The organism is Pseudoalteromonas luteoviolacea (assembly GCF_021654285.1).
Classification (GTDB): domain Bacteria; phylum Pseudomonadota; class Gammaproteobacteria; order Enterobacterales; family Alteromonadaceae; genus Pseudoalteromonas; species Pseudoalteromonas luteoviolacea_J.
In genome coordinates, this window is the sequence record NZ_JAKFZS010000003.1 from 181,034 (window position 1) to 194,215 (window position 13,182).

Below are 13,182 nucleotides of genomic sequence, written 5' to 3' on the forward strand. Positions count from 1 at the left end.
ACACCTACTGATCAATATTTGATATGGCGAACTTTTAAAAGACTGTCAGATATTATTACAAAGAGAAAAGCCGGCTCGTATAAACCTTTTACGAGCCGTTATAGCAATCTGGGGAGAAGCTATCAATACACAGTATCCTCTTTCGAGAGATACATCATCAACAGGATGTCCTACAGGATGAGGACGCGGCGAACTTTAGCAAATAGCCATCTAGAAATAAACAGCACAAAGCAAATAACGAGCCAATTTGATAAATATTAAACAAAAGAGTGATGTTTTTTACGTTAACTTTACACCAACCCAGCTAATTCGGGACACAGAGGGGGTTTTATGCAAGGAAAATAAAAAAGCATGGCTAGGCCATGCTTTTATGTGTAAACGCTAATAAGCAGTTAATTAATGGGCTTGTTCCCAGTTTTCACCGTGGTCGGCTTCCACCACAAGCGGCACATCTAATTGCGCAGCTTCGCTCATTAAGCTGCAAATTTTCTCGCTAAATTCATCAACCTTATCGGCGCTGATCTCAAAAACCAATTCATCGTGTACTTGCATTAATAGCTTAATTTCATCTTGGCTATGTGTTTGCAGCCACTGATGTACTTTGATCATGGCTTTTTTAATGATATCAGCAGCGGTTCCCTGCATTGGTGCATTGATTGCAGCACGTTCAGCAGCTTTACGACGCGCACCGTTACGTGCCTTAATATCAGGTAAATAAAGACGACGACCAAACAACGTCTCAACATACCCTTGCTCAGCCGCCTTTTCACGCGTGCTCTCCATATACTCTAAAACACCCGGGAAGCGCTCAAAGTATTTATCCATATAATGCTGTGCTTCATTACGTGGGATATCTAACTGGCGCGCAAGACCAAATGCACTCATACCGTAGATCAAGCCAAAGTTTACCGCTTTCGCTTTTCGGCGCATATCCGAGGTCACTTCTTCCAGTGGCACTGAAAATACTTCTGAAGCCGTTGCACTATGCACATCTTTGCCTTGCGCAAATGCGCTTAGCAAACCTTTATCCTGAGATAAGTGCGCCATAATTCTCAGCTCAATTTGGCTGTAGTCGGCCGCTAAAATCACATGCCCTTGATCTGCGACAAACGCTTGGCGGATCCGACGCCCTGCTTCATTACGAATTGGAATGTTTTGCAAGTTCGGATCGCTGGAGCTTAAACGACCTGTTGCAGTCACAGCTTGATGATATGAAGTGTGTACACGTTGCGTATCCGCGTTAACCAGCTTTGGTAATTTGTCTGTATAGGTCGACTTCAACTTTGCCAAGCCACGGTGTTCGATGATGAGCTTTGGCAAAGGATAATCATGCGCTAATTCCTGTAGCACTTCCTCAGCGGTAGAAGGTGCACCTTTTGGTGTTTTCTTCAAAATTGGCAACCCAAGCTTTTCAAACAAGATTGCTTGTAATTGCTTTGTGGAGCTTAAGTTAAACTCTTCTTCAGCCAAGGTATATGCTTCTTGTTCTAGCTCTGCTAAGCGCTTTTCAATTTCTAAGCTTTGTTCACCTAGCATGGTGCTGTCAATTTGAACGCCCGTTCGCTCCATATCAGAAAGAACATTGATCAATGGCAATTCAATATCCTTAAACACACCCACTAGACTCGACTCTTTCTCTAATAGCGGCCATAAATGCTGGTGCAACCGAAGCGTAATATCGGCATCTTCAGCTGCATAAGGCGCCGCTTTATCAAGCTCTATTTGATTGAATGTAAGCTGCTTTTTACCCTTGCCAGCGATATCTTCAAAGCTGATATTTTTGTGGCCTAAATACTTCAGTGCCAATGAGTCCATATCATGTCTGGTACCCACACTGTTAAAGACATAAGACTCAAGCATAGTATCAAATGCGATGCCATTTAATGTGATACCCGCACGGGCCAGTACGCTTTTATCATACTTTAAATTTTGCCCTACTTTTTTAATGCTTTCATCTTCTAAGATCGGCTGTAAATGTTCAAACACCAAGTCTTTATCTAACTGTTCAGGCGCACCCATATAGTCGTGCGTTAAAGGTAAATACGCCGCTTCACCAGCTTCAACCGCGAAGCTCATACCCACCAAGTCTGCCTGCATGTAATCTAGACTGGTTGTTTCAGTGTCAAAGGCAAAAACATCTGCGCCCTTGAGCTTTTCCACCCAAACTTTTAACTGCTCAACCGTTAAAATTGTTTCATAATTGCCTTCAATCTCTGGCTGTTGCGCTGCGACAGCCGCTGGCGCTTTGCTGTCCGCTGCTGACTTACCATCGAGCAGTTCACTCAACCAACGCTTGAACTCACATTGACCGTATAACTCAACCAATCGATCTTTGTCCATCGGTTGGATTTTAAATGTATCGAGCTCTTCCTCAACATCACAATCCAGTTTGATGGTCGCTAGCTCATATGAAAGCTCAAGCTGAGCTTTATGCTCTTCTAGCTTTTTCGCCATGCTTTTTGAGCCACGAAAACCAAGTGGTGCAATTTCATCTAGGTTATCGTAAAGCGTGGTAATTGAGCCTAGGCCTTGTAACATTGCCAACGCCGTTTTTTCACCAACGCCTGGCACGCCAGGAATGTTATCGACCTTGTCACCCATCAAGGCAAGGAAATCAATGATCAGCTCAGGACCAATACCAAACTTATCCACCACGCCTGCCGGATCTAAAACCGTATCCGTCATTGTATTGATTAACGTCACATGCTCATTAACTAACTGAGCCATGTCTTTATCACCCGTACTTATCAAAACATGACGCTTTTGCTCAGAAGCAATACGAGAGAAAGTACCAATAACGTCATCTGCTTCGACACCAGCAATACTGACCAGTGGCAGACCCATTGCTTTTATGATCTCATGGATTGGCTCAATCTGCGTACGCAAATCATCGGGCATCGGCGGGCGATTTGCCTTGTACTCAGAATACATATCATTTCTGAACGTTGGCCCTTTAGCATCAAATATCACGACCATGTGGCTAGGATCAAATTGCTTAAGTAAGCTCTTAAGCATATTGATTACCCCATAGATTGCGCCAGTGGCTTCCCCCTGAGAATTTGTCAAATGCGGTGGCGCATGATAAGCGCGGAATAAATAGGAAGAACCATCCACCAAAATTAAAGGGTTTTCTGGGATCTGAGGCATAATATTTTTGGATCCTAATAAATGAAATTGAATAACTCGCTAAGGATGCCACAAGGCATAGCATAAAACGAGAGGAGTGCAATGAAACTTAACAAGGAAAAACTGTGGATAACTTTGTAGATAAACATAAGAAAGGCACCAGCGATAAATTAAAGCTAGTGTTCTAATACATACAACGCACTGATAAATATAGTAAAATACACAAACTAAATTTCATACAATAAAATATGAATTTGTGGAAATGTATTAACTCATGTATTTTTCACCATAGAGAACTGGTGATAAAACGACCCGTTATTTCGAGCGGACGCGTATACTAACATAAATGATCAAAGATCAAAGCAGATCCTTTATATTTTTTTTCACAGTTGGTCACCTTACATTGAATATAGTAGGCACAATAAGCCTTAGGAGATAAAAAATGAAACAAGTAGCAATCATTTTTAGTGGTTGTGGAGTATTTGATGGTGCAGAGATCCATGAATCTGTATTGACCATGCTTCATCTAGCACAGCAAGGCATTGCATACCGCTGCTTTGCCCCAAATATTGAACAGTATCATGTTATTAATCATATAACCGGTGAAGAGCAAGCGGAATCTCGCAATGTATTAACTGAAGCTGCACGTATTGCACGTGGAGAAATTCAAGATTTAGCAGAGCTTAACGTGGATGATTTTGCTGCCTTAGTGATCCCAGGTGGATTTGGCGTTGCTAAAAACTTATCTGATTTTGCGTTCAAAGGCGCACAGTCACAAGTGCTTGAGTCACTTAAATCAATATGTCAGCAATTCAACAGCAAAGAGAAGCCGGTCACGTATCTATGTATTGCACCAGCTCTGATCGGCCATATTCATCAACCAGGTACGAAAGCAACCATTGGCACAGATGCTGACACTGCTGCGGCTGTGAATGCGCTCGGCGCTGAGCACGTAGAATGTGCGGTTACAGACATTGTTGTCGACGAGCAGCAAAAAGTAATTAGTACGCCTGCGTACATGCTGGCAAGTAACATCGTTGAAGCATCAGCGGGCATCGAAAAAGCAATAAAACGCCTCGCACAACTGATCGATTAAACGCGCAATTACTTGCTCACAATAAATTTGCTTGGTTTTAAGCATAAACGACCAAATCTTTGCCCTAACGCAATAAAAGATGTTTTTTATACGCTTAAGATCAAGTTTAAATTTTAACTAATTTGGTGGTGACGTTATACTCAATTAGGAACCGTCATCCGTCGTGCTTCGTGATCGAAGACATTAAATTTGAAGTGAGCAAGGTAAATGAAGAAACTGTCAGCAGCACTCTTAATGCTATCCACGGCCGCCGTCGCCCAGCCGTATGATAATTCTCTAACCGAAGAAGCCATCAAAAAGCGATTAGCGCCGATAGGTTCAGTCTATTTAGCGGGTGCACAAGACACTGCAGCCGCAGCACCATCGGGCCCACGCTCTGGTGAGCAAATCTACCAAGCCTCTTGTTTTGCCTGCCATGGTACAGGTGCACTGGGTGCGCCAAAAACAGCGGATGATTGGGCTGCGCGTTTAAGTAAAGGTCCTGACGTACTGCTTGACCACGCCATCAATGGATTCAATGCAATGCCACCAAAAGGCACTTGTATGGATTGTAGCGACGAAGAAATCCAAGCTGCTATCGACTTCATGCTAAAATAAAACCGTTTAAAAAATAGAGACAAACCCTCGCATATTTGTCTCTATTAGTGCAAAATGTTTGTCTAGTAACTGAATTAACATTTTGCACTTGACCCCTCAAGTCAAAAGTGAAAATATAAAGTTTAATAAATAAACAATAACAGCCTTTGGTTTTATCATTGGAAGATCCAAACGACGTTGCAATTCGCAAGCTGACTCGTAAGAATCGACGCTTAGAGTCCTTGTTGAAAAAATACAAACAAAACTATCACTTGCAACATGCCTTGATACAGCTTTCTGAGCAGGCTAGTACAGTTGCCGAGCTAACCCTTTTATACCCCGCAATTCATAGTATCTTAGAGCAACACCTGCCCAGTAAAAGCTTCTATGTTGTGCTGCAAAACCAGTTTACCCAGACACTTGAACTCTCTTATTTTGTTGATGAAAAAGATGGCATTTCTGTGCCGTTACATGAGTCACATCATTTTGATCAAGGGGTAACTGGCTATGTCTTTAATACTAAAAAGGTGCTGTATCTAACCAAAGATGAAATGCAGCACATGATCGATGACTGCAAATTTAAAGCCCTAGGCAGCCCAGCTGAACATTGGGTAGGCGTACCGATATTTCGAGATAAAAACATCATTGGTGTGATGGTATCCCAGAGCTATCAACCTCAACAAGCTTACAGCGAACATCAGATTGAGCTTCTTGAGGTGATGTCTTTATACCTAGCTACGGCGATTGAGCGCGTCAAAAAGCGTGAGTTACTCGAATCAGAAGTCAAGATCCGCACACGTGCGCTGATGCAGAGTAATGACGCACTCAATAAAGAAATTGAGCAACGTAAGCGTGCCTTAGAGCGACAGCAAATCTTATTTAAGATTTCTGAGCTGGCAACCCAGTTTAGCGACATTGATGATGTGTACAAGCAAGTACATAAAATCATTCGCTCCATTACCTTTGCTAACAACCTCTATATCGCTTTGCATGATACGGGTTCAAATTGGCTGAGTTTCCCCTACTGTGTTGATGAAGTCACTGAATATCGCCCAAGGCCCTTTGCTAAAGGATATAGTGAGCTTGTCATCACCACTGAGCGAAGCCAGCTTATCGACACCCAGCGCGCAGCAATTTTAATTGAAGGCGGAGTTGTCAAACGCCCACCGGATTACGACGACTTGGAAACTGCCACAAGTTGGCTAGGGGCACCGCTCAAAACGGCCAAAGGGGTGATCGGTTTAATTGCTTGCCAAGCTTATAACTATGAATACGAATACAATCATGAAGATGTTGAGCTGATCTCTTTTGTATCAAACCAAATCGCCTCGGTACTGCAAACCCACTTGGCTAATCAGGCACTCAAAGCCAGCAACCAAGAGCTTGAACATCGCGTTGCAGAGAAGACAAAAGCGCTCAGGCAAACCAATTTGCACCTGCAAATGCAAATTGAAGAGCGTAAAAAAATTGAACAGCAACTCTATCATGACGCGCATCATGATCCGCTCACATCATTGCCAAATCGCAGTTTATTTTTAACTCAGCTTGAAAAAACACTGCAAAAATATCAACGTTATCCTGAGCATAACTTTGCCGTGTTGTTTATCGATCTAGACAAGTTTAAAGTGATCAATGATGAGCTGGGGCACCAAGCAGGCGATCAGTTTTTAATCTGGGTCAGTACCGCATTTGCAGAATGTATTCGTGAACACGATTTACTTGCACGTCTTGCGGGTGATGAATTTGTCATTTTATTAGACCACTTAACCGATAAACAGCAAGCCGAAGATGTGGCAAAACGCCTTATTCGCGTGATGCAGCAACCCTTTTGTATGAAAGGCGTGTGTATGCAAAGCGGCGCCAGTATCGGCATCACCTACAGCAATAAAAAGTACAAAAATACCGACGAGATCATTCGTGATGCGGATGCAGCCATGTACTACGCGAAAAATGCGGGGCGCGGCCGATATGAGTTTTATCATCCGTTATTAACAGCGTCTACAAGTAACAACAACAAACCTGAAGAGCAACATCATTTAACAGCGCTACCGACACATTTTAGAAGTACAGAGGTGGTTGACTTTACCAATCACTCGACACAGATCATTACGTTAGAAGCATTTGGTGAGCATCCAGTACTCGGCAGTACCAGCTTTGATATGCTGAAAAAATTTGCTGCTGCGAAAGATGAGCATTTAGACATCGAATTGGGCTTACTAGAAAAGGCGCTCAAGATAGCGCAAAACTATGATCAAGACGTGTTATTCGCATGTTCAACCATCATTCTAGAGTCATCCTCCTTTGCGACGCTCAAGCAAATGCTTGCACACAACACAACCCAGCTTTGCCTCATGTTTGATGAAAGTGAAGTCCGTTATGCCTCTAGTGTCCAACTAGAAAACCTCAAAGAACTGCCACAATTAGGGGTAAACATTGGCCTCAATGATTTCGCCAAAGAGCGCTGCGATCTTGCCTTTTTAAGCAGTATTGATTTTAAATATGTCTTATTGAGTTCAGTATTTAGTAAACGTGTTTTACAGCAAAACAGCTATGATATTCAGTTACAAGGAATATTGGCGATCACCAGATTAAAATCTGTACAAGTGATTGCAAAGGGACCCGCCATCTTAAACTTCAGAAGCTTATTAGAAAAACATGGCCTAAAACTGTTTTTTGGCAAGCAACAAAATTTAAAGAGTGCTCGCCAAAACAGCACAGGCATTGACGAGCAAGAGACACTAACGTTTTAACATCGCGCGTAAGTTAGCGACACGCGCTTGACCTTTTTCCATTCGCTCAGACTGAGATACCACCGCTTTTTTGCCTTCAAATTGCAAATCATCTTGTGGCAGCTCTTGTACAAAACGGCTCAGCTCTGGGGTGATCTGCTCACCAAATTGACGGCGGCTTTTGGCATAGGTCATAGTCAACGTTTGCTGCGCTCGGGTGATCCCCACGTACGCTAAACGCCTTTCTTCTTCGACATTATCTTCATCAATGCTGGTTTGATGCGGTAATAACCCCTCTTCCATACCCACCATAAAGACATGCGGATATTCCAGACCTTTTGAAGCGTGTAAAGTCAGCAATTGTACAGCATCACTTTCATCTTCTTCTTCATTGCGCTCTAGCATATCTCTGAGCGTTAACTTTGTTACTACTTCAGATAATGTCATCGGCGGATTATCTGCATCCCCTGTCAGCATGTCACTGATCCAACGATACAATTCAGAGACATTCTTCATGCGCATCTCTGCCGCTTTTGCACTGGTTGAAGACTCATATAAATAGGTCTCATAATTGATCTCACGGATCATATCTTTCACCGCTTCGAGCGTATCACCTCTTACAGCACGATCACTTAGCTCCACGACCCAGCGTGCAAAGCCTGCCAAGGCGTTAAACCCTTTGCCAGTTAAGCGTTGTGTCAATTCAGGGTCAAAACACGCCTCAAACAAACTAATATGTTTGTCGTTGGCTAAGCTGCCTAGCTTTTCGAGCGTCACAGGGCCAATTTCACGTCTTGGTGTGTTAACGATACGCAAAAATGCATTGTCATCATCCTGATTTACCAATAGTCGTAGATATGCCATGATGTCTTTAATTTCACTGCGAGCAAAAAATGACATCCCACCGCTGATCTTGTAAGGAATGCGGTTGGCCATGAGGGCTTTTTCAAACACACGCGCTTGGTGGTTGCCGCGATATAAGATGGCATAATCTTTATAACTAGTGCGCTTCATGAATTTATGCGAAATGATCTCAGCCACCACCCGCTCAGCCTCATGCTCTTCATCACGGGTAGCAATCACACGCAGTGGGTCACCATAACCCAATTCACTGAATAGTTTTTTATCAAATTCATGTGGGTTATTGGCAATCAAGATGTTAGCGGATTTTAATATGCGCCCAGCACTTCGGTAATTTTGCTCTAGCTTAATTAACCTCAGGCCCGGGTAGTCTTTACTCAATAACACCAAGTTCTGCGGTTTGGCACCACGCCATGAATAGATAGACTGATCATCATCACCAACCACAGTAAAGCGAGCGCGCTCACCCACCAGCAATTTCACCAGCTGATATTGACTGGTATTGGTGTCTTGATATTCATCCACCAGCAAGTATCTAAACTGATTCTGCCAGCGCTCTCTCACCTCTGCGGAGCTGCCAAGGAGTAAGGTTGGGATCATGATCAGATCATCAAAGTCCAGGGCATTATATGCACGAAGCTGAGTTTGATAACGCGCATATAATTGTGCAAACAACGCTTTTTGCGGTTCACGCGCTTCCCTAATGGCACGCTCAGGCAAGATCAAATCATTTTTCCAGTTGCCAATTTGCATCTTCAATAAGTTGAGTAAATCTTTGTCTTTTTCGAGTTCTTTTTCCGTTAACTCTGATAGCAACTGGTTGGTATCTTGATCATCAAACAGTGAAAAGCCGGGTTTAAATCCCAGTGTTTTAACTTCTTTTTTGATGATGTTTAAACCCAAGGTATGAAATGTTGAAATCCAAAGCCCTTTTGCGTCTTGCTTTCCCAGTGTTTGAGATACACGCTCACGCATCTCTTTGGCCGCTTTATTGGTGAATGTTACCGCCGCAATGTTGCGTGCTTTATATTCACACTGCTGTACCAAATACGCTATTTTATTTGTGATTACGCGGGTTTTCCCCGAGCCAGCCCCTGCTAATACGAGGCATGGACCACTAATATATTTAACGGCTTCATCTTGTTTGGGATTGAGTTTCATAAAAGGCGTGTACCCTGAGCAACTGGAGCCGCTTAGTTTATCTTATTCATGCCACAATACCAATTTGCAATGTTTTGATTATGATTGAACGTAGACACATTTAGATACGTAACAGAGATTAAAATGCATTTATCGATATTCTAGTTTACGGTAAGATATTGCGTATCAACTAGCTATAAGGCACTGACATGATAAACCCAGCAAAAATCGAAGAGATCGCAAAGCAGATCTCAAGCAACATGCCACAAGGTGTGCGTAATTTAGCAGAAACTTTCGAAGCGAAAACCAAGCAAGCAATTCAAACAAAATTGACCGAAATGGATTTTGTCAGTCGTGAAGAGTTTGATATTCAAAGTAAAGTGTTGATCAGAACACGCGAAAAGCTCACTGAGCTAGAAGCCAAAGTAGCAGAATTAGAAGCAAAACTAGAAAAGCAAAGCGACGCTGAATAAGACTTTAAGTTTTGAAAACGACATCAAGCACGTTTTTAACGTGCTTGATGTGAATAAGACGTCACCTAGAAAGCTCATTAGATGCACAATTTAACTAGATATCTTTACTCTCCCCACTACTTGGGACTCAAGTAATAACCTTCTTCCCATCTACATTCCACCAAACCATAACAACATTTTCCCTGCCTTGGTATGCTTGTATTTTGCTTTATCAAAAAATATAAACGCTATCTAGGATAAGCCTTGAAATAAGGCTGAAATACAAAAATAGAGTGCTATCCATGACTTGTCATATCGATGACAATCTCCACCTCGGTGGGAACGCATATTGTGATAACGCCTCAAAAATCAAGTTGGCTCAAATGAGGAACTAAGGGCTTTTGGTATCAGTCTTTGATTGCCCTTTTTGGAAAATTAAAGTGTCTCTAAATATTCACTGACTAGATTTAAGAAATGTTCACTCTAGGACAAACTTGCGAAACTAACGTTCTTGCCAATGCTTCATTTTGCATGAGTTAATCTCTAGTTTGCCCCTGTACTAAATCCCCTCAACGAAACCTAAATATAAAGTAAATAGGGAATAGTTAAACGGTTATTTAAGTGGCAATTATTTTGGGTCAACTTTTAATTCGTTGCTTCATAATTATTTCCTCTAACTCAGCAATTGTATTGTCAGGCTCAGTGACGTTTACAGGTAAGATTATATCTGGCTCTATCGGGTCATGACATTTCACTGCACCGGCCGAACGGGTAAATATAGCGGTTGGTATGGTCACTTCCAGTTGCGACCCAGCCAATTGAAATGGTTGAATTCTACCTGTAGTACATGACCTAACCCCTGTTCGCTGACCAACAATTACTGCTTGCGCAGCATCTTGAAATGCACTTAAAAACAAGATTGTTGATGAGTAACTCAATGGCCCCATTAATAAATAAGCTTTACCGGGAATTTTGTGATTTTCTTTCCCCGAGACAGGTATCAGCGGTTCATATGGACCACTCACTATAGTGCCTAATTCACCTTTTACGGGTCCTAACTTTAAATTGCGTTCGGTGAGGCGAATTTGAAATTTAGATATAAATGGAAATGGCTTTGAGGCGACATAAGGCGCAATGCCTCTTTGCCAGTAATGGTCCGTTCCACCAGGGTTGGTGCGTACATCTATAATAACGTCTTGCACTTTTGCTTGCTTAAATGCCAACCAGGTTTCTTCCATAAATTTAAAAAATGATTCTTCAAGATAAGGAGGATAATAGAATCTATCGATACGCAAATAGCCAATATTGTTATTTAAAATCTTTCGACTGGCAAAGTCATCTATGGTGAAGATAGATTTATCACGCTCGCCAAAAACGCCATCAATCACAACCTCTCGTTGCTTAGAGCCACTATATATTTCAAAGTGATAAGCACCTGAGTCGCCATACATTAGCCAGAACATCTTAGCAAATCTATCTGAAGCCAAAGCCTGACGGTGAATTAAAGAATCCCCATGCATCCGGCTTAAAATTGTATCAACCACATCACTTGCAGCATTGCCGTTTATCTTTGTTATTTCATCACCAAAAGTTATATCAAGTGACTCGTATTTATTGGTATTGACGTAAAGCTTGTTCGATTTACTGATCCGTATATCAATAGGAAAAAGTTGTCCCCTGTTTTCAATATGCTGTTTATAGCTTTTATCTAATTCGGGATAAAAAATTGCCATATGACCATCAGAGAAAAATGGATTAAGTTGAGACATATATTTCCATGCTTCCAATTGGCTGAGCGGTGTATCTAGCTCCTCTGACAATTCATCTATATGTAACTTCGCAGCTTCTACATCCATCGTAAAGCGGGGATCAGGGTGGGTACTATCTAATAGTTCCTTTAACTGTACAAGATCACTTTTTAGTGCATTAATAGAAATTAATGTCGTTTTCGATTGATTAACTTGTTGAGGTGATGAACAGGCCATTAATAAAGCCACACCTAATACAATCAATATCTTTCTCATATAACACCTTAATTATTAAGAATTTTATAGAAGCACACTGTCAATTTACAATCTTTGAGCCATGAAATAAAATGATAAGAACTAACATGCGCATGAATAGAATTGATAAGGAATATTGTGAGTAAGCTACCACCATTGAAATCTATGCAAGCATTTGAAGCCACAGCAAGGCATTTGAGCTTTAGCCTTGCTGCACAAGAACTGTGTGTAAGCCAAAGTGCAATTAGTCATCAAATTAAGTCACTAGAAGTATTTTTAGACAAAAAGCTATTTACAAGAAGCAACAATAAAATTTCATTAACTGGAGATGGTGATATTTTTTTCTCAGTGATAAGAGAGTGTTTTAAGCGAATGCAAACGGTCACAGACCATCTTATCCTAGAGAAGAATGTTAAGCTCAAAGTGATAGCACAAACCGCCATTGCGGTAGAATGGATGGCACCTAGAATACCTGAGTTTAATGAATTACACCCTGACATTAGCATAGACTTTTCAATGACAGGCGAAGCTGAAGTAACAGATCCATTAGAGTACGATGTTTTAGTAGGCGCCTGGCCTGCTCCACCAAACTTTATTACCAAACAGATCAGAGAGGAATATTGGTTTCCAGTTTGCGCTCCAGAAATCTATAAGCAATTAGATTTAGAAAAACCTCAATCCTTGTTAGACTTCCCACTCATAAGCTCCGAGAACGGACAAGATTGGTTAATTTGGATACAGCAACAAAAGCTAGATATCCCTTCAAACTTAACAATTCAGCACGTAAGCCATGGATTGTTAGCAGCCAAAATAGCCCAAGGGAAAGGCGGTATAGCAATGAGCTCCGACTTTATTATTAATAATAGTATCAAACAAGGTCAGCTCATTGCCTTGGATAATTTAAGTTTCCATTTGCCTTGGGGCGATTTTTTCATTCACTTTAGCGCAGGAAGTCATTACCGCGATCAAATAAAAACCTTTGTTGAGTGGCTAATCGAGGGGTGCAACAAGGGGAAATCACACCCTCTTAGTAATCTTCACACCATCACTCCGGTTTAGTTGACCAAGTATGCCTATTAAACATCCTTCACACCACGCAACTTAGTGAGCGTTTTTCTGCCTGTCATATTCAGCTCAAATCTGCTCATCGACGCGGCTAGAGCAAACATCTGTAATACACTTAATGCTATTGTATGTGA

The 13,182-nt window shown here is 41.7% G+C and carries 8 protein-coding genes; 5 read left to right on the forward strand and 3 right to left on the reverse strand.

Annotated features, from left to right (window positions below):
* Positions 1-396: 396 nt before the first annotated feature.
* Positions 397-3,147: a DNA polymerase I gene (gene polA, locus L1077_RS03650; protein ID WP_237135630.1), complete on the reverse strand. Its 2,751-nt coding sequence runs from the start codon at positions 3,145-3,147 to the stop codon at positions 397-399.
* 421 nt (positions 3,148-3,568) lie between these two features.
* Between polA and elbB the strand changes: the two genes are divergently transcribed.
* From elbB to L1077_RS03665, 3 genes are all read left to right on the forward strand, one after another.
* Positions 3,569-4,222, forward strand: a complete 654-nt coding sequence (gene elbB, locus L1077_RS03655; RefSeq protein ID WP_237135631.1) for an isoprenoid biosynthesis glyoxalase ElbB — start codon at positions 3,569-3,571, stop codon at positions 4,220-4,222.
* A 207-nt stretch (positions 4,223-4,429) separates the two neighbouring features.
* Positions 4,430-4,819: a c-type cytochrome gene (locus L1077_RS03660; protein ID WP_237135632.1), complete on the forward strand. Its 390-nt coding sequence runs from the start codon at positions 4,430-4,432 to the stop codon at positions 4,817-4,819.
* Between the two features lie 158 nt (positions 4,820-4,977).
* Positions 4,978-7,548: a bifunctional diguanylate cyclase/phosphodiesterase gene (locus tag L1077_RS03665; protein ID WP_237135633.1), complete on the forward strand. Its 2,571-nt coding sequence runs from the start codon at positions 4,978-4,980 to the stop codon at positions 7,546-7,548.
* On the opposite strand, the gene rep is transcribed toward L1077_RS03665, so the two are convergent.
* Positions 7,537-9,549 (reverse strand): DNA helicase Rep, encoded by a 2,013-nt coding sequence (gene rep, locus L1077_RS03670; RefSeq protein WP_063362842.1) that lies wholly within the window; start codon positions 9,547-9,549, stop codon positions 7,537-7,539. The genes L1077_RS03665 and rep overlap by 12 nt on opposite strands.
* A 188-nt stretch (positions 9,550-9,737) precedes the next feature.
* Between rep and ubiK the strand changes: the two genes are divergently transcribed.
* Positions 9,738-10,001, forward strand: a complete 264-nt coding sequence (gene ubiK / locus L1077_RS03675; protein WP_039607588.1) for a ubiquinone biosynthesis accessory factor UbiK — start codon at positions 9,738-9,740, stop codon at positions 9,999-10,001.
* 617 nt (positions 10,002-10,618) lie between these two features.
* Here ubiK and L1077_RS03680 read toward each other — a convergent pair.
* A complete protein-coding gene (locus L1077_RS03680; protein WP_237135634.1) occupies positions 10,619-12,004 on the reverse strand; it encodes a S41 family peptidase in 1,386 nt (461 codons plus the stop codon).
* Between the two features lie 117 nt (positions 12,005-12,121).
* On the opposite strand from L1077_RS03680, the gene L1077_RS03685 reads away from it, so the two are divergent.
* Positions 12,122-13,042: a LysR family transcriptional regulator gene (locus L1077_RS03685; RefSeq protein ID WP_237135635.1), complete on the forward strand. Its 921-nt coding sequence runs from the start codon at positions 12,122-12,124 to the stop codon at positions 13,040-13,042.
* The last annotated feature ends 140 nt before the right edge of the window (positions 13,043-13,182 follow it).

Excerpts from the sequence above, each read along its gene's own strand:
- polA (WP_237135630.1), bottom strand. The coding sequence starts at position 3,147 with ATGCCTCAGATCCCAGAAAACCCTTTAATTTTGGTGGATGGTTCTTCC.
- elbB (WP_237135631.1), top strand. The coding sequence starts at position 3,569 with ATGAAACAAGTAGCAATCATTTTTAGTGGTTGTGGAGTATTTGATGGT.
- L1077_RS03660 (WP_237135632.1), top strand. The coding sequence starts at position 4,430 with ATGAAGAAACTGTCAGCAGCACTCTTAATGCTATCCACGGCCGCCGTC.
- rep (WP_063362842.1), bottom strand. The coding sequence starts at position 9,549 with ATGAAACTCAATCCCAAACAAGATGAAGCCGTTAAATATATTAGTGGT.
- ubiK (WP_039607588.1), top strand. The coding sequence starts at position 9,738 with ATGATAAACCCAGCAAAAATCGAAGAGATCGCAAAGCAGATCTCAAGC.
- L1077_RS03680 (WP_237135634.1), bottom strand. The coding sequence starts at position 12,004 with ATGAGAAAGATATTGATTGTATTAGGTGTGGCTTTATTAATGGCCTGT.